Annotated in this window: 26 protein-coding genes; 12 read left to right on the top strand and 14 right to left on the bottom strand. The window is 53.6% G+C overall.

Features of this window, described 5'->3' with window-relative positions; translation table 11 throughout:
- Nucleotides 1–82 precede the first annotated feature (82 nt).
- From E3E25_RS04480 to E3E25_RS04490, 3 genes are all read left to right on the top strand, one after another.
- Nucleotides 83–1084 carry a 2-hydroxyacid dehydrogenase gene (locus E3E25_RS04480; protein ID WP_167891986.1) on the top strand — a complete coding sequence of 334 codons (1002 nt, stop codon included), beginning with the start codon at nt 83–85 and terminating at the stop codon, nt 1082–1084.
- Nucleotides 1085–1093: 9 nt separating this feature from the next.
- A complete protein-coding gene (locus E3E25_RS04485; RefSeq protein WP_167891987.1) occupies nt 1094–2089 on the top strand; it encodes a M42 family metallopeptidase in 996 nt (331 codons plus the stop codon).
- Nucleotides 2090–2244: 155 nt separating this feature from the next.
- Complete coding sequence (locus tag E3E25_RS04490; protein WP_167891988.1) at nt 2245–3009, top strand: sulfite exporter TauE/SafE family protein; 765 nt, start codon at nt 2245–2247, stop codon at nt 3007–3009.
- Here E3E25_RS04490 and E3E25_RS04495 read toward each other — a convergent pair.
- Nucleotides 2981–3511 carry a hypothetical protein gene (locus E3E25_RS04495; protein ID WP_370456647.1) on the bottom strand — a complete coding sequence of 177 codons (531 nt, stop codon included), beginning with the start codon at nt 3509–3511 and terminating at the stop codon, nt 2981–2983. The genes E3E25_RS04490 and E3E25_RS04495 overlap by 29 nt on opposite strands.
- A gap of 45 nt (nt 3512–3556) precedes the next feature.
- Between E3E25_RS04495 and E3E25_RS04500 the strand changes: the two genes are divergently transcribed.
- The 4 genes from E3E25_RS04500 to E3E25_RS04515 all read left to right on the top strand — a co-directional run bounded on the left by E3E25_RS04500 (nt 3557) and on the right by E3E25_RS04515 (nt 6777).
- Nucleotides 3557–4288, top strand: a complete 732-nt coding sequence (locus tag E3E25_RS04500) for a sulfite exporter TauE/SafE family protein (protein WP_167891989.1) — start codon at nt 3557–3559, stop codon at nt 4286–4288.
- A 67-nt stretch (nt 4289–4355) separates the two neighbouring features.
- Entirely contained in the window at nt 4356–4637 is a 282-nt protein-coding gene (locus E3E25_RS04505; RefSeq protein WP_167891990.1) for a hypothetical protein, read from the top strand.
- A 61-nt stretch (nt 4638–4698) separates the two neighbouring features.
- Complete coding sequence (locus E3E25_RS04510; RefSeq protein ID WP_167892682.1) at nt 4699–5904, top strand: hypothetical protein; 1206 nt, start codon at nt 4699–4701, stop codon at nt 5902–5904.
- A gap of 33 nt (nt 5905–5937) precedes the next feature.
- Entirely contained in the window at nt 5938–6777 is an 840-nt protein-coding gene (locus E3E25_RS04515) for a helix-turn-helix domain-containing protein (RefSeq protein WP_167891991.1), read from the top strand.
- A 31-nt stretch (nt 6778–6808) separates the two neighbouring features.
- Here E3E25_RS04515 and E3E25_RS04520 read toward each other — a convergent pair whose 3' ends face one another.
- The 3 genes from E3E25_RS04520 to E3E25_RS04530 form a co-directional block, all read right to left on the bottom strand.
- Entirely contained in the window at nt 6809–8182 is a 1374-nt protein-coding gene (locus E3E25_RS04520; protein ID WP_167891992.1) for an ATP-binding protein, read from the bottom strand.
- 363 nt (nt 8183–8545) lie between these two features.
- Nucleotides 8546–10774: a methionine--tRNA ligase gene (metG, locus tag E3E25_RS04525; protein ID WP_167892683.1), complete on the bottom strand. Its 2229-nt coding sequence runs from the start codon at nt 10772–10774 to the stop codon at nt 8546–8548.
- A 105-nt stretch (nt 10775–10879) separates the two neighbouring features.
- Nucleotides 10880–11137, bottom strand: coding sequence for a hypothetical protein (locus E3E25_RS04530; protein WP_167891993.1), 258 nt, complete (start codon nt 11135–11137; stop codon nt 10880–10882).
- Between the two features lie 100 nt (nt 11138–11237).
- Here E3E25_RS04530 and E3E25_RS04535 point away from each other — a divergent pair, with 100 nt between their 5' ends.
- From E3E25_RS04535 to E3E25_RS04555, 5 genes are read left to right on the top strand one after another with little or no spacing between them, the layout of a single operon-like run.
- Nucleotides 11238–11405, top strand: a complete 168-nt coding sequence (locus E3E25_RS04535) for a hypothetical protein (protein WP_167891994.1) — start codon at nt 11238–11240, stop codon at nt 11403–11405.
- On the top strand, nt 11377–11676 hold the full coding sequence (locus E3E25_RS04540; RefSeq protein WP_255496491.1) for a type II toxin-antitoxin system RelE/ParE family toxin: 300 nt from the start codon (nt 11377–11379) through the stop codon (nt 11674–11676). Before E3E25_RS04535 ends, E3E25_RS04540 begins: the two co-directional genes overlap by 29 nt.
- Before the next feature lie 2 nt (nt 11677–11678).
- The gene (locus E3E25_RS04545) at nt 11679–12026 is read left to right on the top strand and encodes a 6-carboxytetrahydropterin synthase (protein WP_167891996.1); all 348 of its coding nucleotides are present in this window, start codon (nt 11679–11681) and stop codon (nt 12024–12026) included.
- Nucleotides 12027–12063: 37 nt separating this feature from the next.
- Nucleotides 12064–12246 carry a hypothetical protein gene (locus E3E25_RS04550; RefSeq protein WP_167891997.1) on the top strand — a complete coding sequence of 61 codons (183 nt, stop codon included), beginning with the start codon at nt 12064–12066 and terminating at the stop codon, nt 12244–12246.
- A complete protein-coding gene (locus tag E3E25_RS04555) occupies nt 12243–12716 on the top strand; it encodes a PIN domain-containing protein (protein ID WP_167891998.1) in 474 nt (157 codons plus the stop codon). Before E3E25_RS04550 ends, E3E25_RS04555 begins: the two co-directional genes overlap by 4 nt.
- A 187-nt stretch (nt 12717–12903) precedes the next feature.
- On the opposite strand, the gene E3E25_RS04560 is transcribed toward E3E25_RS04555, so the two are convergent.
- Genes E3E25_RS04560 through E3E25_RS04605 form a run of 10 tightly spaced genes read right to left on the bottom strand, consistent with a single transcriptional unit; the run spans nt 12904 to nt 19389 of the window.
- The gene (locus E3E25_RS04560) at nt 12904–13374 is read right to left on the bottom strand and encodes a DUF192 domain-containing protein (RefSeq protein ID WP_167891999.1); all 471 of its coding nucleotides are present in this window, start codon (nt 13372–13374) and stop codon (nt 12904–12906) included.
- Between the two features lie 49 nt (nt 13375–13423).
- Nucleotides 13424–13984, bottom strand: coding sequence for a 2-oxoacid:ferredoxin oxidoreductase subunit gamma (locus tag E3E25_RS04565; protein WP_167892000.1), 561 nt, complete (start codon nt 13982–13984; stop codon nt 13424–13426).
- Nucleotides 13981–14826 (bottom strand): 2-oxoacid:ferredoxin oxidoreductase subunit beta, encoded by an 846-nt coding sequence (locus E3E25_RS04570; protein ID WP_167892001.1) that lies wholly within the window; start codon nt 14824–14826, stop codon nt 13981–13983. Before E3E25_RS04570 ends, E3E25_RS04565 begins: the two co-directional genes overlap by 4 nt.
- The gene (locus tag E3E25_RS04575) at nt 14827–15975 is read right to left on the bottom strand and encodes a 2-oxoacid:acceptor oxidoreductase subunit alpha (RefSeq protein WP_167892002.1); all 1149 of its coding nucleotides are present in this window, start codon (nt 15973–15975) and stop codon (nt 14827–14829) included.
- Nucleotides 15972–16178 carry a DUF2283 domain-containing protein gene (locus E3E25_RS04580; RefSeq protein WP_167892003.1) on the bottom strand — a complete coding sequence of 69 codons (207 nt, stop codon included), beginning with the start codon at nt 16176–16178 and terminating at the stop codon, nt 15972–15974. Before E3E25_RS04580 ends, E3E25_RS04575 begins: the two co-directional genes overlap by 4 nt.
- The gene (locus E3E25_RS04585) at nt 16175–16687 is read right to left on the bottom strand and encodes a 2-oxoacid:ferredoxin oxidoreductase subunit gamma (protein WP_167892004.1); all 513 of its coding nucleotides are present in this window, start codon (nt 16685–16687) and stop codon (nt 16175–16177) included. The genes E3E25_RS04580 and E3E25_RS04585 overlap by 4 nt, the downstream gene beginning before the upstream one ends.
- A gap of 3 nt (nt 16688–16690) precedes the next feature.
- Complete coding sequence (locus E3E25_RS04590; protein ID WP_167892005.1) at nt 16691–17071, bottom strand: HEPN domain-containing protein; 381 nt, start codon at nt 17069–17071, stop codon at nt 16691–16693.
- A complete protein-coding gene (locus E3E25_RS04595) occupies nt 17068–17343 on the bottom strand; it encodes a nucleotidyltransferase family protein (protein WP_167892006.1) in 276 nt (91 codons plus the stop codon). Before E3E25_RS04595 ends, E3E25_RS04590 begins: the two co-directional genes overlap by 4 nt.
- Nucleotides 17336–18199, bottom strand: a complete 864-nt coding sequence (locus tag E3E25_RS04600; protein WP_167892007.1) for a 2-oxoacid:ferredoxin oxidoreductase subunit beta — start codon at nt 18197–18199, stop codon at nt 17336–17338. The genes E3E25_RS04595 and E3E25_RS04600 overlap by 8 nt, the downstream gene beginning before the upstream one ends.
- On the bottom strand, nt 18199–19389 hold the full coding sequence (locus E3E25_RS04605; RefSeq protein WP_167892008.1) for a 2-oxoacid:acceptor oxidoreductase subunit alpha: 1191 nt from the start codon (nt 19387–19389) through the stop codon (nt 18199–18201). The genes E3E25_RS04600 and E3E25_RS04605 overlap by 1 nt, the downstream gene beginning before the upstream one ends.
- Between the last annotated feature and the right edge of the window lies 1 nt (nt 19390).

Here is a 19390-nt window from a genome sequence, read left to right on the forward strand (position 1 = left end):
TCCCGGTGGCGGCTCGGATTTTTGACGAACCCATGCAAAAACCTTATTAGGGCCGTTTCGATAAGCATCTTAAGGTGATACCATGAGGCCGAAGGTGGCCGTTCTCTTTAAGATGAAGAGCAAGCTCGTTGAGGAACTCAAGAAGTACGCAGACGTCGAGTTCATACTGTATCCAAGCGTCGATGAGCTCAAAGAAAGAATAGGGGAGTTTGACGGGGTCATAATCTCTCCGCTGAACATGTTTCCGCGTGAAGTTATCGAGAGGGCCGAAAGGCTAAAGGTTATCAGCTGTCATTCCGCCGGCTACGACCACGTTGACGTTAAGGCCGCAACGGAGAGGGGAATATACGTCACCAAGGTTGCTGGTGTCCTGAGCGAGGCCGTTGCGGAATTTGCCGTCGGACTGACCATAGCGCTCCTCAGGAAGATAACCTACTCCGACAGGTTCATCCGTGCCGGGAAGTGGGACTCCCACAGAACCGTCTGGAGCGGATTCAGGGACATAGAAACGGTCTATGGAAAAAAGGTAGGAATTCTCGGAATGGGTGCCATAGGAAAGGCCATAGCGAGGAGAATGAAGGCCATGGGAACGGAGATACTCTACTGGTCCCGGTCAAGGAAGCCCGATATTGAAAAGGAAGTCGGAGCTATCTACAAGCCCCTTGAAGATGTCCTGAGGGAGAGCGATATCGTGATTCTGGCCCTGCCGTCCACACCGGAGACGTATCACATCATAAACGCGGAGAGGCTGGAACTCCTCGAAGGCAAATACCTCGTCAACATCGGGCGCGGGACGCTGGTAGACGAGAAGGCCCTCGTAAAGGCCATTGAAGAAGGAAAGCTGAAGGGCTACGCAACGGACGTCTTTGAAAACGAGCCCGTTCAGGAGCACGAGCTGTTTAAGCACGAGTGGGAGACCGTTCTAACGCCTCACTACGCGGGTCTCTCAAAGGAGGCCATGGAGGATATGGGCTTCCAGGCGGTTAGAAATCTCCTGACGGTTCTCCGCGGTGAAGTTCCAGACACTCTGGTAAACCGTGAAGTGATCGAAATTCGCCCGCCGGAGAAAGTTAAGATGCTCTGAGGTGGTTGTATGTTGATTGATGAGCTGAGGGAAATCACGCGGATTCCAGGGATTTCTGGCTACGAGGAGAAGGTGAGGGAGAAGATAGCGGAGTGGATAAAGCCATACGCCGACTATACGGTTGACACCATTGGAAACCTCGTCGTTGAGCTCGGGGAGGGTGAGCTCAAGGGCATCTTCATGGCCCACATGGACGAGATTGGGCTTCTCATAACAGGCGTAAGGCCCGACGGAAAGCTTACCTTCAGGAAAATCGGTGGAATAGACGATAGGCTCCTCTACGGAAGACACCTTGACGTCATCACCGAGAACGGGAAGCTCGACGGCGTTATCGGGGCACTTCCGGTGCACTTAAACCTTGAAAGAAAGTTTGACACGGTCCCCTGGAGCAGGCTGGTCATAGACATCGGCGCCGAGAGTAGGGAGGAGGCGGAAGCCCTCGGCGTTAAGGTGTTGGATTACGCGGTCTTCAAGAAGCACTTCGCGGTTCTCAACAACCGCTATATTTCTACGCGCTCTCTGGACGACCGTTTTGGCGTCGTTGCCCTCGTTGAAGCCATAAAGGACCTAGTTGACCACGACCTCGATGGAAGGTGGATCTTCGCCTTCACGGTTCAGGAGGAGATAGGCCTCAAAGGAGCGAAGTTCCTGGCCGAGCATTACACTCCAAAGTACGCCTTTGCTATAGACTCCTTCGCCTGCTGCGGCGATATAACCGGAGACGTAAGGCTCGGCGGGGGAGCTGTGATAAGGGCCGTAGATAACTCCGCGATCTACACAAGGAAGCTCGCCAGAAAGGTTGCCGAGATAGCGTCGAGGAACGACATCCCGCTCCAGATAGGCGTCACCGGGGGTGGAACGGACGCGTCGGTCTTCCAAGACAGGAGCGAGGTTCTGGCTTTGAGCGTTCCGATAAGGTACCTCCACAGCGAGGTCGAGATGCTCCATCTGGCCGACCTTGAGGCGCTGATAAAGCTTATAGAGGCGATAGCGTTTGAGCTCTAGTACTCAGAAAAACGTGAAGAATCCCAGAGAACTAATGGTACTGCTGGTCAAGAGAGGCCAGCAACTTACAGAGGCTGACTTTGAAAGGTTGGAGCGCGAGATTGAAAAGGAAGGAAACGAACTTGCTAAGAGGATGATATCTCGGGGGTGATCCCTTGCTCAAATACATCTCCTACTTTGCCGTCGGGGTATTCATCGGCATTTTGGCAGCGTTATTCGGCCTCGGAGGGGGATTCCTGATAGTCCCCACGCTCAACTTCCTCGGCGTCGAGATACACCATGCCGTCGGAACTTCCAGCGCGGCCGTCGTCTTTACCTCCCTCAGCTCTGCCCTGGCTTACCATAGGCAGAGACGAATACATTACAAGGCCGGTCTTCTCTTGGCTTCAACGGCCGTGATAGGGGCGTACATAGGTGCATGGATGACTTCCTTTATAAGCGCCGGCCAGCTCAAGGTCATCTTCGGTGCGGCCCTCGTTATAGTCGCCGTCAGGATATACCGGAAGAAGACGGCCGAGCCGAGCGAGGTTAAGCTTGAGGAAGTTGAGGTCAACTACAAGCTCGTTCCGGTTGGAGGATTCTTCGCGGGAATAGCCAGCGGTCTCCTCGGCGTTGGAGGGGGCATAATCAACGTGCCGTTTTTGACGTACCTCGGCCTGCCGATACACTACGCGGTCGCTACCTCAAGCTTTGCAATAGTCTTCACAGCAACCGCCGGAGCGCTCAAGCACTACGCCATGGGCAACGTTGAAACTCAGTGGCTGGTCCTCCTCGTCCCGGGCCTCATCATAGGTGCCCAGCTCGGTGCGAGGATAGCGAAGAGGACGAGGGCGTCTTCCCTGAAAAAGGCTTTCGCGGTCGTTATGGCATTGCTGGCCCTTAGAATGATTCTCAAGGGGCTCGGCCTTCCGGTTCCCTGAGCTTCTCTTCTTTTCTTGCTTTTATGTATGCAGCCAGCAGAACTACGGCAATTATTATCATCACCACCCATGCAACGGCCAAGGGGTGGTCGTAGGGGTAGTATAGGTCGCCGGTGAGCGCGTAGGGCAGAGAAAAGGGAAGGAGCATTATCGACAGGGCAAGGCCAATGAACCCTCCGATCACAAAAAGCACTATGTTCCCGCTTCCGTAGCCCATTTCGCCCCCGAGCGCAAGCTCAGCGCGATAACCGATTATAGTTGCTAAAACCATGATAACGGCGGCTAAGACAATGTTTGCATAACCCAGTTTTTCGCGTTTCCACTCGTACAGGCCGTATGCAATCACCAGAAGCAATCCTCCAGCAGAAGAGCTGAGCCAGACCGAGAGGTCCTTGTAGAAACCATAAGGAGCGTCCCAGTTGGCGAGGGCTATCGAGCCCGGCTGGGTGAGAACGAAGGCAAGTGTCACCATGAGCCAGAACCTGAGCTCTGTGGCCCTCACACAACCACCGGAGAATTTTTAATGCCATTCCTAAAAAGAGTTCCCATGCTGGGTTACTTCCTCGATTTCCTCCTCGGCATTGGCATCGGTCTAATAGCCGGTCTCTTTGGGGTTGGCGGGGGATTCCTCATAGTCCCTGCCCTCGTCTTCCTCGGCCTTCCCGTACACGTTGCAATAGGGACGAGTCTAGCCTGTATAGTCCTCAGCTCCCTCTCGGCAGCGGTAACTCACATCAGAAGGGGGGCGGTTCTCTATCGCGTTGTCCTTTTGAAGGAGGCATTCTCTGTCCCGGCGGCACTTCTGGGTGCTTACCTCTCCTCCCTACTACCGGAGAACTATCTTAAGGTTCTCTTCTCGGGGATTCTCCTTTACCTCGCTTTTCAGATGTGGCGGGGGAATGCGTCATCACATTCGAAACCGGGGGAACTCAAAACATCCCGCGTGTCCCTGGTTGGCGTCCTCTCTGGCCTTACGTCGGGCCTCTTGGGAATCAGCGGTGGGATTCTCAACGTGCCCCTCTTTCACTCCTACGTTGGGATACCAATGCGCTACGCGGTTGGGACATCGAGCTTTGCCCTTTTCTTCACAGCACTGGCAGGTTCAATCGGACACTACCGCCTCGGACAGGTTGACCTTCACACCGCACTGCTCTTGGCTCCTGGCCTCATAATCGGGGCCAGAATCGGTGCCCTTCTCGTCCACCGTCTCCATCCCGGGCACTTGAGGAGGGCTTTCTCCGCCATCCTCGTGATCGTTGCAATCAGAATGCTCCTGTGATGGTTCCACAGGAGGTTCCTCTACGAAGATTTATTAGGCCCTCCCCCAAAATCTCCTGGGTGAGGAAATGAAGGAGCTTTTCAAGAGGGTGAAGGAGGAGTTTGGAGTCGAGATAAGGAATGAAAACGACATGACGAACGCATGGAAGCTCGTTGAGATGCTCAAGGAAAAGGGCTGGGTGGTGTACATCATCACCGCAAGGGGACGCGAGCAGGTCGATGCGTGGCACCCGAACTACGGGAGCTTGTACGCCCAGTTTGGCGAGATTCCGTATTTTACGAGCGTAGTTGAGGGTATATGCGTCACAGCCCTTCGTGTGGGGGAGCTTGAAGCCAATGGAACGCTCTGAAACGTTCGTTTCGTCGGAGTCCTCAAATAGGTTTGGGGCGTAGCGTTCATTGGTGATGCCCATGAAGGGGACGAAGGGCTTTGCACTGGCCCTGGCAATATTGCTGGTTGGAAGCGTGATACCCCTGGGACTGGCAGAGAGCAACAACACCACGGAGTCGTACACAGGAGTCCTCGACAACAGCACCAGGGAGATGGTGATAGCGGGTCAGCTGATTGATCAGCTTCAGAGGCTGAGCAGGTTCGCCGAAGATAAGATAGAACCAATAAAGGACAGGCTACCCGAGAACTCGACTGTACTAACCCACTACGAGCTCGCTGAGGACTACAGGGAAAAGGCGGTGAGTGAATACGAGGCCGGCGACTACTACAGCTCGATACTCGACAGCCTCACAGCAATGCACCACTACAAGGTTGCCCTCTCGGCACTTAAGGAAGGCAGAGAAAAGGCTCAGGATGTAAGGGAACGCATCAAACTGGAAATCGAGCGCCTCAGTGAGTACTTCAGGTTCGTTGAGAAGACCATAAGGCTGGCGGAGAACCAGGGGATAGACGTGAGCAACCTCACCGCACTTTACAACGAGACCAAGGATGCCTATAAAGTTGTACTGGATGACCTTAAGGCCGGAGACTATGAAAAGGCGAGGGCAGACTATGAAGTCGCCAAGGAGAAGAAGGCCCTTCTCGACAGGGGGCTGAGAAAGGTCCGCGAGGAGCTCGCCTATGCCAACGCCGATAAAATCGTCAAGGACTTTCTGATCAAGGGTGAGAAGGGAATGGAGATAGCTCAGAAGGCAATCGAAGTTGGGGAGGAGAACGGCTACAACGTGACGGAGCTCCGGGAGAGGTTCGATGCCTTTTCGGAGGTTTACAGTCAGGTCAAGGCCCTCGCCGACGAGGGCAGGTGGGAGGACGCCCTCACAGTCATGAAAGACAACAGGGAAACAATAATCGAGTTCCACAGGGCTGTTGAGTTCGTACTCAGGAAGGTTCGCGAGAGGGAGCTCGATGAAAAGCTGAAAGATATGCACGCTTTCCTCAGGGAGATGAACGATAGGATTCAAAAGGACGAGAAAGCGCTCCGCGACCTCAAGAGCAGGGGGGTCGACACCACCCGGGCAGAGATCCAGCTGAAAGTAGCTATCCAGGAGCTCAGGATAGGCGTCGAGCTTCTAAAAGCGAAGAAACCCCTCCAGGCCAAGGCACACTTTGCAATAGCGCTGGAGGTGCTCCACAGGGTGGATGAGTTCATACTCGCCCACTCATGACCTTTCCTTTTTAGCTTAGGGAGGGATGCTTAAATGAGACTCAAATGGGTTCCAATCCTCATGCTGATAACGCTCATCCTCCTGCCCGGAGTTAGTCCCTATACCGTTTCATCCCTGGTTTTGACGGTTTACAATGACGGCTACACCAAGGTTGAATATGAAATCCTACCCTCGGAGTATTCATCCCAGGTTGAACTCCCCCTCCTCGGAGACCATTACGAGAACGTTATCGTCGGGGACGGGAACGGAAATCCCCTCAACTTCAGGCTTGAGAACGGAAGCCTTCTCATCTATTCCGGGAACGCTGAAGTAGTCAAGGTCTCCTACTACACTCCAGACCTGACCGTGAAGCAGGGCGTGGTGTGGACGCTTAACATTGCGACCAACGATTCCTTCACAGTTGTGCTGCCCGCAAACGCCATAGTGGTTGACCTGAGCGACATACCCCTTGAGATAGCGGGGAACTCGATAACCATGCCCCCCGGAAACCAGAGCGTTTCCTACACGCTCAGCGGAAGAGGGGTCGGAGGAGAGAAAGGAGCGGACAGTTTAGTGTATCTCGCCCTCCTGGGAGGCCTCGCGGTAGTCGGGGGCTCCGCCTACGCCCTATGGAGAAAGAAAAAGAGTCAGAGCTCAATGCCAAGCCGTGAGGAGTTCCAGGCCAGGCTTGAGAACCTCGACCTCAACGAGGAGGAGAGGCGTGCGCTGCTCTACATCTTTGATAAAGGTGGAAAGGCCAGTCAGGCCGAGGTCAGGGAAGCGATAGGCCTGCCCAAAACCACCGCATGGAGGATGTTCAAGCGCCTTGAGAGGAAGGGTCTGGTGAAGGTTCTTAAGGGCAGGAAGGAAAACTGGGTGGAGCTGAGGCTTTAGACGGGTCTTTGTTTGGGACTTCCTTTTAATTTCAATCTTCGTTCATGATGGGAGTGAAATGCTCTAAGTCCCAAGCGAAGTAACCCCTATCCCTAAGACTGCCTTTTCTCTCGATCCTCCTTGCCACTATCCCATAGTTTTCCTCCCATCCATTCAGACCGACAAGTCCGGCCTTTCTTTCCAAGTCCTTCAGAATTCCCTGGGCTTCCCTTTCTCTGAGGTCTTTCCACTTGACCTCAACGAACAGTGCTTTCTTGTTCCGTTCGTCGAGTGCAAGAAGGTCAATCTCCTCGCCCTTCTGCCACCACCTGCCAATCTTGGCGAAGCGGAATGGAAGCTTTCCGGCTTTGTTCAGCCCGATAAGGAATTCCCTAGCCACGTCCTCAAAAACGTCTCCCAGATAATGGTTGTACTCCTCAAGGAACTCACTCCAGAATTCGAGGCTCTCAAGCTCTATCTCGTTCCTGTAACGCTCGACAAAGCGGAAGTAGAAAGCCAAGTAGTTGTCCTTAATCTTGTACAGGGTGTTTTTCGTCTTCGGCTTCGCCGTTACGGGGATTTCCCGTCTAAGGAAGCCGAGCCTCTCAAGAACTTCGACGTATTTGAAGAGGTTCGAGCGTGGTATCCCGGTGTGGGTGCTTATCTCGTTGAATCTCCGTTTTCCTTCGGCGACCGCCTTGAGGATGAGCTTGTAAACTCTCGGCTCCCTCAGCTCGCTGGATAGGATGAAGTCCCCCTCAGCGTAGAGAAAGCCCCTCTTGTCGAAGGCAAGATTTTTGACATCCTCAAACCTTTCAAAGAGCTCCAGATAAGCCGGGATTCCACCGGTTATTCCGTATATCTTGACCGCCTCTTCAACATCCACTCCCAGGAATTTCCATGAGTCAAAGAATCCCAGCGGAGAGAGTTTTATCTGGCCGTCTCTCCTGCCGTAGAGGGGACTCTTCTGGCTCAGGACGTGCTCCTCCATCATGCCAACGGAGGAACCGACGAGGACTAGGTGGAGGCTGGATTCCCTCACTATCTCGTCCACTATGTACTGGAACTCGCTGAGAACCCTTTTGTCAGACTGAATGAGATATGGGAACTCGTCTATAACGACTACTATCTTCCCCTTCTCGGATAGATACCTGAAAACGTCGGAAAAGCTCGAAAACGATGTCTCGCTTAGGAAAGTGGATGGAAACCTCTCAAGCACCGTCCTTGAAAACTCCCTCAGATTGTCGGAGTAGGTGCTGTTCCGGGCGAGGTAGTAAACGGAGGGCTTATCGGCTATAAATTCCTTGAGCAGTCTTGTTTTGCCGACCCTCCTCCTCCCGTAAACGGGGAGGAACGAATTTTCCTTCCCCCAGAGCCTTCCAAGTAACTCAAGTTCCCGCTCCCTGTCAATAAAAGTTATTGTCATGGTATAATACTTGATCTATAACTTTTTAAGAATTTCGGGACCCGTGTCTTAGGCCCCGCGGAGTCTTCGAGGAACCCCTCGGCCCTCTCGAACTCACCCCTTTTGAGAAGCCTCTGGAAGCCGAGGTACGGGCCGAGGAGCTCAAGGTTTCCCTCATCAATCAGCTCATCTATTCTGGCGTCAAGCTCTTCAACTGCCCTTTCGACTGCTTCTTGAGAGTAGCCCGCGAACTTCAGCCCGCTGAGAATCCCGAGGAGCTTCTGAGCTTCGAGCCTTAGGTCTGATACCCATTCAACTACAGCACGGGAAAAGAAAAGGTTTTCGAACCCGGCACCATCAGCACGAAAAGGGAAGAAGAAAGAATCACCTTATTCTTGCACCCAGCTTTATTTCTTTGTCCGGCATGAGCAGAGCCACGTTCTCGCCGTCGTCGGCCGCTAGGAGCATTCCCTGGCTTTCCACACCGCGAAGCTTCTTGGGTTCGAGGTTTGCTATGATGACGACGTAGTGGTTGAGCAGCTCTTCCGGCTTGTAGTACTTCTTCAGTCCGGCGACCAGCTGTCTGACTTCATTGCCGAGGTCGACCTTCACCACGTAGAGCCTGTCGGCGTTGGGGTGGTCTTTGACCTCGATTATCTTTCCGACCCTCAGGTCGAGCTTCATGAAGTCGTCAAAGCTGATATACTCCACGCTTTCACCACCTTTTCCCTTTTTCTTCATCTTCTCCTTCTTCGAGGCCTTTCCGGCCTTTTCGGCTTTGGCCTCCAGCTCATCCCCGTAGATGCTCTTAAGGATTGCCATAGCCTCTTCCCTGTTCTTGAACCGCTCCAGAGCTACTTTCACAACATCGTCCCGCCTGTAGTACTTGTCGAGGAGCAGTCTGGCACTCTCAGGGTTGCCCCTGGCTATGTAGTTCACGATGAAGTAAATTATGTCCTCGTCGCTCACCTTCTTGAACATTGGAGTGGCCTTTCTAACCTTATGACCTGCAGGAATCTCGGTGAACTCCCAGCGCTTGAGCTCCTCAAGGTTGAGGAGGTGCCATATCTTCTCGCTCGCATCTGGAAGGAACGGCTCAAGCAGGATTCCAAGGGCCTTGACTATCTGGAGGGAGATGTTCACAGTCGTTGCCGTCCTCACGCGGTCTTCTTTGGCCGTCTTCCACGGCTTCTGGTAGTCGAAGTAGCGGTTACCGAAGATTGCCAGCTCCATGACCCTTCTCAGGGCGTCCTTGAAGCGGTACTGGCTTATCAATTCTCCGACTTCCTTAAAGGCCCTTTCAATTTCCTCGAAGGCTTCCTTATCAAGCTCGTCCAGCTCGCCTCTCTCCGGCACGGTTCCGTCGAAGTAGCGGTTGGCGAAGGTGAGTGCACGATGCACGAAGTTCCCGAGGTTGTTGACCAGCTCCTCGTTTATCTTGCTCTTGAAGTCGGCGAAGCTGAAGTCGCTGTCGCGAGTTTCGGGCATTATCGCGGTGAGGTAGTAGCGGAGGTAATCCGCTGGAAACGCATCGAGGAACTCGTGGACCCATATAGCCCAGTTCCGGCTCGTTGAGAACTTCTTGCCCTCAAGGTTGAGGTATTCATTTGCAGGGATGTCGTACGGCAGAAGCCACTCGGCCTCGACTTCCCCGTCCCTGTATTTGCCATACGCGAGGAGGAAGGCGGGCCAGAATATCGCGTGGAAGGGCACGTTGTCCTTGCCGATGAAGTGGATTACCTTAGTTTGACCGTCGAGGTTGAGCCAGAACTTCTTCCACTCGTTTTCTTTGTTGAGCTTCTTCAGGTGCTCGATGGTGATCGAGATGTAGCCTATAGGCGCCTCAAACCAGACGTAGAGCACCTTTCCCTTAACGTCCTCATCGTCGAGCGGAACCGGAATACCCCAGTCGAGGTCGCGCGTTATGGCCCTCTCCTCAAGGCCCTCCTTTATCCAGCCGAGGACGGTGTTCCTGACGTTTGGCTTCCAGTGTTCCTGGCTTTCGACCCAGGTCTTAAGCTTCTCTTCGAAGTCCTTCATCCTGATGTAGTAATGGGCTGAGTCCTTGAAGGTTATCGGATTACCGCAGATGTTGCACCGCGGGTTAATGAGTATCTCAGGGGTGAGTGGATGCCCGCAGACCTCACACTGGTCTCCTCTCTGGTTCTCGGCACCGCAGTAGGGGCAGGTGCCTATGACGTACCTGTCGGGCAGGAACATCTTGTCGTGCTCGCAGTAGGCCTGTTTCGTGACTTTCTTGACCAGGTGACCGTTTTCGAGTGCTTTTAAAAAGAACTCCTGGCTGATTCTATAGTGAACCGGAAGCTCGGTTCTGCCAAAGTAGTCGAAGCTTATCTTTGCCCTCTCGAAGGTCGTCTTTATGTGTTCGTGGAACTCATCGACGATCTCCCTGGCACTTCTTCCCTCTTTGAGAGCACGGAATGTTATCGGAGTCCCATGTTCATCCGTCCCACATATGAAAAGGACTTCCTCGCCCTTCAGGCGGAGATAGCGAACGAAAATGTCCGCTGGTAAATACGCTCCTGCCAGGTGTCCCGCGTGAATCGGCCCGTTAGCGTAAGGGAGGGCAGATGTTACCATGTACCTGACCATTTTAACCACCGTCCCCTGATGACTTTAGCCCCTTATAAGGACTTCGCGTTAAAAACATTACGGTGGGTTATTATGTCTGGGGAAAAATATGTAGGGTTTGATATATCACTTTCCGAGGGAGAGGTTTTCGGTCCTTACAAGGATGGCATTTTCTGGAACCTCGACCTCTCCCCGGGTGATTATCAAAGCTCCGTCGTAGGTTGTCATTGTCAGCTTGGTTTTCCTGAAGCCCCCAGTTTCACCCACTATAAGAAGGGGCCTTTTCTTGAGTTCAAGGAATTTCTTGAACTCTTCCGGCTCTACAAAGATTAAAACACCACCGGCTATAACCCTGTTGGCATCGACGGCCATACCGCACCCCATAACATCACCGGAAAAGTTTAAGGCATCCCCTTGATGTGGTTTTCGGTGTGATGGCGGAAGGTTTATTTTTGGATAGAGATAAACCAGTAACGGTGGGAGTATGGAATTAGTCAAGCGGCTCCAACAGTTGGAACATCGCATTGAGAGGCTGGAGAGATTGATGGAATTTGAGGAGCTTACTGAGGAAGAGATACGGGAACTTGAATATCGGAGGAAAAAGCGGGACTTCATGGGGGAGGATGAGTTCTGGAGGGAGCTGGGTGTATAAACTTCTTTTTCACAGGGAAGTCCTTAAAGATATGAAAAAGATCCCTCCAGAAACGCAACTCAGAATAAAGCAGGTTCTCCAAACTCTCAAAATTGCCCCCGAGTCCATACATAAAAAACCGTTGAAAGGATATGATGATCTTTTCTCGGTGAGGGTTGGGGATTACAGGATTATCATTGAACCTAACCATGAGGAGAACATTATTTTTGTGTGGATGATTTCTCACAGGGGTAAAGTCTATGAGAAGTTAAAGAGACGAAAGGGTGAGTAATTGTGAAGGCCAGAATCGTCGAGCGTTTCAAGTTTGAAGCGGCCCATGCCGTTGTAATCAACGGAAAGCCCGAAGAGATACACGGGCACACATTCAGACTTGAGATAGCTGTTGAAGGAGAGCTTAAGAGGGGCTACGTGATGGACTTTCTCGAGCTGAGGAGAATCGTGAACGAAATCATTGAGATGCTCGACCACAGAAACTTAAATGCTCTCTTCGAGAACCCAACGACCGAGAACGTCGCCCTGTGGATAGCGGAGGAGATTGAAAAGAGGCTTCCCAGTGGCATAAGGCTCCAGAGGATAGTCCTCTGGGAGGGCGAGGAGAACGGGGTGGAGTTTGAGTTCTGAGAAACATTTTTATCCCCCAGTGTGGAAGTTAGCAATGGTGAATGGAATGTCCGAGGTTACTTCAGAACGGATGTTAAAGCTGTATTCTCATCTTTTCAAGGAGGCTCTTGAACTTAAGAAGCTTATCGAGGTGAAAAAAAAGGAAGTCAGACCCGGAATGTTTGGGAAGGGGAGCGCTGAGGAGTTCAAAAGGTATAGGCTTGAGGTGTACGAGCGGTGATTTTTATAGACTCAAGCGTTCTCTACAACTACCTTATCGAAACCAGCCTTACCGAATACGCCGTTGATGTTCTTGAGTCTCGAGAGGGGAAACTAGCTTCAGACACCGTCGTTGATGAGTTATTTTATGCACTCATCAGGAAGCTTGGTGAGAAGGAGTACAACGCAAGGTCAATCTGGAAAGTTAAGGAGCTTCTCAGGAACGACGCAGAGTTCAGGAGACGCGCTTCTGATGTCATATCGGACATCTTAGCACTTATTGACGCAAAAGATGTTTTACTGGTTTCTGACTCTCGGGACTGGCTGACCGTTGCCACGTTCGTTCATGATTACTCCCTCCTTCCCCACGACGCCAGAATTCTCGCCACGGCCTTGGAATACAACTGTGACAAGCTCGCCGCCCTCGACGAGGACTTTGAAACGGTGAGGGACGTCATCAAGCTCGTTCCGGAGGGATTCTGGGAAGAATAGGAGGCAATGTCTCTAATAGAAGAGTTTACTGAGAATGTGGAATTCGAAGAGTTCAAATGGGATGAGAAGACACATTTTGCAGTCATCCGTACCTTTCATACATGCATATTTCGGAGTTGACCACCGGGTGGTATGGCGAACCCTCAATGAAGACATGCCCAACTGAAAAAGAATCTGAGTCCCTCGTTTAGTTCCCCTCGGCCTTGACTTCCTTAACGCTCTCGGCCATCGCTATGCCGTTCGAACCTTCAAAGGAGATCTTCTCCGGCAGCGACACCTTCACCGGCACGGCTTTCTCTTTATCTTCGCTTGGAGACCAGCTTATCAAATCGCCCTTCTCAACGTCGAGCGTTTTTATCAGTCCAAGGGGCCCCTCTATTATGTACTTGGCCGGCTCTTTTGGAGCGTAAAGCCGCCATTTCCGGGCGGTTTTGAAATCAACCACCCGTCTCGCTGAATCGAGCCAGATGACGTCTATATCGCTCAGCATGAAGAACATGTGAATAGAAGCGTTAGCCTTCGTCTCGGCGGGAAGAACGAAGACCAGAGCGTAGTTGATGTTTCTAACCAGCATTAGTCCCCGGAAGCGCTTAAAGAAGCTGTCCGCCAGCTTCACAGGCCCGTGCCACGTTTTTGCTTTTGTCTCGTTGACGAGCATGGTAAGAAATGGGGGCGCGGGTTGATAAGTTTTTGGGAAAGGAAAAATATTAAAGTTCCCCTGACTTGGCCTTCTCTCCAAGTTCAAAGCCCTTGTGGAGGGCCTTCAGGTTTATCTCCTCCGTTCCCTTCGGCACAGCGTCCAAAACGGCCTTCTCTATGGCCTTCCTGCTCACGACGCCGGTCCATGCCGTCAGGATTCCGAGGGTGAGGATGTTCATCGTGAGGCTTAAACCCGTGGTTTCCTCGGCTATTTCCGTGAGCGGTAGCGAGACCACCTCAAGCCCCTTCTCAAACTCGATGTCCCTGTGTGGAACGAGCTCCTCCTCGACTATTATCCTAGCACCCTCTCTGACGGTGTGGAGGTACTTGTTGTATGCCTCCTGGGAGAAAAAGACGGCGCAGTCAGGATTGAGGGTCTTGGGGTAGTCTATGGGCTCGTCGCTGATGACTACCTCCGCCTTGCTCGCCCCGCCCCTCGATTCTGGCCCGTAGGCCTGCGTCTGCACCGCGTAGAGGTTCTCGTAAACGGCAGCAGCTCTGCCAAGGATGACACTGGCGAGGATAACTCCCTGACCGCCGAAGCCGCTGAAGAGTATCTCCTTCCTCATTCCTCCCACCCCATCATCTTCTTGGCACGCTTCTTGTAGGCTTCGTACTCCCTCACGAGACCGGGCCTGTCCCTGTCGGCGAATTCACCTATGACGATCTTGCCCTCGAGCTCCTCTGGAGACATCTTCTTGGCCTTCGCGAGCGGGACGGTTATCTTCTGGTACCAGCGGAGAAGTTCCGGAGCGGTCTTCATCCTGTTCCTCCTTCCGAAGCTTATCGGGCACGGCGAGAGGAACTCGACTAAAGTGAAGCCCTCCTTCTGGAGAGCCTTCTTTATACTGTTGATTCCCTGGATGTAGTTGAAGACACTCCATCTCGCCACGTAGTTGGCCCCGGCCGAGACCGCCAAATCAGCTATGTCGAAGGGGTTCTCGAACTGGCCGTACGGCGCTGTGGTTCCGCGCAGGCCCTTTAGAGCTGTTGGCGCGACCTGTCCGCCGGTCATTCCGTAGGTGAAGTTGTTGATGAGTATCACTGTAACGTCGAGGTTTCTCCTGATGGCGTGAATGAAGTGGTTCCCACCGATGGCTGCGGCATCTCCGTCGCCCATGAAGGCTATTATCTTGAGGTTTGGGTTTGCGAGCTTTATGCCGGTGGCAAACGCTAAAGCCCTCCCGTGGGTCGTGTGCAGGCCGTCGAAGTTTACAAAACCCGGAACGCGTGAGGAACAGCCGATTCCGCTGACCCAGACTATCTCGTCCGGGTTCAGCTTTAAGTCATCTATCGCTCGGAGCGTGTACTGTAAAGCTGAGCCTATTCCACAGCCCGGACAGAATATTGTAGGAAGCATGTCCTTTCTCAGGTACTTGTCGCGAATCTCATAGGCGGATTTCAGGTACATTCAGCCCACCACCCTCTCGACTATCTCCATCGGAGTGTGAACCTCGCCGCCGATCTTCGCTATCAGCTCGACCTCAGCTTTCCCGTTCGCCCCTTCCTTGACGAGGTGGTAGAGCTGTCCGAGGTTCATCTCCGGGACGTATATCCTCTTCACCTGCTCGGCAAGCTCCTCAATCATCTCGAAGTCAAAGGGCCATATCGTGTTGAGCTTCAGCAGACCGGCTTTAACGCCCCTCTCGCGGAGAATCTTAACGGCCCTTACTGCCGAGCGGGAAACGATGCCGGTGCTTATTATCGCTACCTCGGCATCATCGAGCTCAAAGGCGTCGTAGGTTATGATGTCCATCTTGTTGCGCTCCAGCTTTTCGATTATTCTTCGTATGAGCTTCTCGTGAACCTCCGCATCTACCGTCTTGGGCCTTCCGCGCTCGTCGTGCGTCAAACCTGTAACGTAGGTTCTGTACCCCCTGCCGAATATCGGCATCGGCGGAACACCGTCGCCGTGTATGTCGCCGAACGGGAACTTCGCCTCCTCCTCGTTGGCGGGGAGCTTACGGTCTATAATCTCTATCTCCCCGGGATTTGGAATGTAAACCCTCTCGCGCATGTGGGCTATCTCGGCGTCGGTGAGCAGAACTACCGGAGTCCTGTACTTCTCGGCCAGATTGAAGGCCCTTATCGTCAGGTCAAAGGCCTCCTGGACGGTTGAGGGACTGAGGACTATGAGCGAATGGTCGCCGTGAGTTCCCCAAATGGCCTGCATTATGTCGCCCTGCGCCGCCAAAGTTGGCTGGCCCGTCGACGGACCGCCGCGCTGGACGTCCACGACAACGACCGGGGTTTCAGTCATTATCGCGTAGCCGAGGTTCTCCTGCATGAGGCTGAACCCTGGCCCGCTAGTTGCAGTCATGGCCTTCGCCCCGGCCCAGGAGGCGCCTATTATCGCCGCCATGCTGGCCAGCTCGTCTTCCATCTGTATGCTTACTCCATCAACGAGGGGCATGTAGAGCGCCATCGCCTCGAATATCTCGCTTGCGGGCGTTATCGGATAGCCAGCGTAGAAGCGGCAGCCGGCCAAGATAGCCGCCCTCGCTATCGCCTCATCGCCCTGAATGAAATCACTCCTACCGACAGGGAAAGGGTACTTCATGCCATCACCCCGCGGGGAATGCGAACTATCAGCTCGTTGAAATCAACGGCCTTGGAAGCGTCGAGGATTTCTATTTCCACCACTTCACCTTTCTCGTTGAGGTGGGCTATTATCCCCTCTTCCAAGTCAATCGAATCAACAATCCTGTCCTCCTTCAGGCGAATAATCAAAACGTCAGCATCCTCCGAGAGCTTAATCATCATCTTTTACCCTCCTCGTAACCAACCCTGAAGGCTTTGATGTTTATCTCCTCCGTTCCCTTGGGAACCCTCCTCCTTATGGCCTCCTCGACGCTTTCCTTCTTCACAACGCCGGTTTTCGCCACGAGGTAGCCTAAAGCCACCATGTTGACGGTGAGTGCTAGACCTGTGTTCTCCTCAGCCAGGCGCGTGAATGGGGCACCGATGTAGTCCCTATCTGGCTTAACCAGGTCGGTGTCTATAATCAGCAGTCCATCCTTTCTCAGCTCGTCCTTCACCGTGTCGTAGCCGAGCTGGGCGAGGGCAACCAGGACGTCCGCCTCGGTGACTATGACGTCGTAAATCGGCTCCCTGGATATTATTACGTCCGCTATGGAGTGGCCGCCCCTGCTTGCGGAGCTGTAGTCCTGGGTCTGGACGACGTTCAGCCCCTCTATGGCGGCGGCCTCGCCGAGTATGACACCGGCCAGGACAACGCCCTGGCCTCCTATACCTGCAAACCTAACCTGCATACGTCACACCCCCAAGTCGAGGTATTTCTTCGTGAACTCCAAAAACTCACGTGCTGACTTTAAGACGTCACTGGCCTCTTTTTCGGTGTATTCAACGAACACATCGTAATCCGCTGTGTGCCTCATGTTCAGGGCCTTTGAGTAGGCAGTAAAAAGTCTCGCCGGCATCTCTCCGCTTTTAACGAACTCCTTCCCAAGCTGGGCGTGGACACCGGCGTGGCTTTTTGGAGCAATCCCCTTTGAGAGAAGCAGTGCCCTGGCACAGTAGAACATCGAGTAATAGGCACTCGATATGGCAAACCCGTAGTGATCGTTTGAAAGCAGCTCTTCTGAAGCTTTAAGCCGCTCCTCGGCTTTTCTGATCAGGGCTTCTATCTCTTTCATACTGCAATGCCCTCCTTCAGTGCGCTCATGTAGATGCTGTCCCTTCTTGAGTGGGGCACTATCATAACCGAAATTCCAAGTTCAATGGTCAGCTCTGCACTTAGCTTTCCAACGACGTCCCAGTCCTCTGGATTGACCCTATCAAGAACTACCATAACGTCGAGGTCGCTCTCCTCATTCCAGTCTCCCCTCGCCCTTGAGCCGAAGATTATCACTTCCTTTACCCTCTCATCGAAGGCTTCCCTGATCTTTCTGCCGATTACCTCAAACATCCCCCTCACCTTTAAGCCCGAAATGCTCCTGAACCTCGTCTATGAGCTTGTTAAGCTCCGTGGTGAACTCCGGCCTCTCCCTGTTGACTATCTCCCCTATGACGAACTTGCCCTCAAGCTCCTCCGGGCTCATGTTTCTCGCCCTGCTGACCGGGACCGAGTTCTTGAGGAACCACCTGAGCATCTCTGCCGGCTCCTTCATCCTGTTCCTCCTTCCGTACTGGACTGGACACTGGGAGATGACCTCAACGAGCGAGAAGCCCTTAACAGTTAGGGCCTTCTTTATGCTCTCGATGAGCTGGTAAACGTGGGCAGTTGTCCACCTTGCCACGTAGCTAGCTCCGGCGGCAGCTACAGTCTCGGAAATCTGGAGCGGGTGCTCGATGTTCCTGTACGGGCTGGTTGTGGTCTTTGCGCCGAAAGGTGTCGTTGGGGCCACCTGTCCGCCCGTCATTCCGTAGATGAAGTTGTTCACGAGGATGACCGTTATGTCGATGTTTCTCCTTGCCGCATGGAGGAGGTGGTTGCCGCCTATGCTCGCCAGGTCGCCGTCGCCGCTTATGACGACGACCTTCTTGTCCGGCAAACCAACCTTGACGCCGGTGGCAAAGGCTATTGCCCTTCCATGGGTGGTGTGGAGGGTATCGGCAAGGAAGTACGGCGAGGCTATCCAGGCGGAGCAGCCTATCCCGCTGACGACCACCAAATCCTTCGGGTCGAGCTTGAGCTGGTCTATCGCATTTGCAAAGGCGTTGAGGACCGTCCCACCGCCGCAGCCGGGACAGAGGGCCGTTGGTAAGGCCTCCTTGCGGAGATACTTGACCATCGGATAGGTGGAGTATATCTTCTTCGCCATCAGGCAACACCCCTTATCTCGCGGAGGATTTCCTCAACAGTCAATGGAACACCGCCGATTTTGTTCACGCCCTTGAGGAGAACGTCGTCATTGACGTAGCGCTCGACCTCTATTATCATCTGGCCGAGGTTCATCTCGGCGACGAGTATTGCACCAACACGCTTTCCAAGCTCCCTCATTCTCTCGGCCGGGAACGGGTGGACTGTCTTCGGCACGAAGAGGCCGACCTTTATTCCCTCTTCCCTTGCCTTAAGAACCGCTCCGAGGGCTGGTCTCGCGGTAACGCCCCAGCTGACGACGAGTATCTCCGCATCGTCGGTGAAGTGCTCATCATAGCTTTCGTAAACCTCGCGGTTCTTCTCGATCTTGCGGTGGATTCTCCTCACGAGTTTATCGTGAACCTCTGGCGTGTAAACGTCCCTCAGGCCGGTTTCCTTGTGGGTCGAACCGGTGACGTGGGTGAAGTAGCCGTGGCCGAAGAGCGGCATCGGCGGCACGCCGTCACCGTGGGGGTCGCCGAAGGGGAGCTTAGCCTCTTCCTCGTCCTCCGGAAGCTTACGATAGGTTATTTCAACCTCAGAAACGTCCGGAATCTTTATCTGCTCCCTTGTGTGAGCTAAAACACCATCGAAGAGCACCACCACAGGCGTCCTCAGCTTCTCGGCAATGTTAAATGCCCTTATCGTCTCCCAGAAGGCGTCCTGTCCGCTCGTCGGAGAAACGGCAACGATTGGGTGGTCCCCGTGCGTCCCCCACCTTGCCTGGAAGAAGTCGCCCTGCGCTCCCTTGGTCGCCTGTCCGGTTGATGGGCCGCTCCTCTGAACGTCAACCAGAACGAGGGGCGTTTCCGTCATCACGGCGTAGCCTAGGTTTTCCTGCATAAGGCTGAACCCGGGGCCAGCTGTTGCCGTCATGACCTTGAAGCCCGTCCAGGAGGCGCCTATCATAGCCGCTATGCTTCCAATCTCGTCCTCCATCTGGAGGTAGTAGCCGCCGAGCTTTGGCAGTTCGCGAGCCATCGTCTCCGCTATCTCGCTGGAGGGGGTTATCGGATAACCCGCGTAGAAGCGGCAGCCTGCGAAGAGAGCGCCGTAAGCGACAGCCTCGTTGCCCTGCATGAAGTAGTTGCCCGGTTTGTAGAGCTTTCTAAGGAGCCTGACTTGCTCAGGCTCGTCACCACGGATGATCATG

Source organism: Thermococcus sp. MAR1 (genome assembly GCF_012027305.1).
Lineage (GTDB): Archaea > Methanobacteriota_B > Thermococci > Thermococcales > Thermococcaceae > Thermococcus.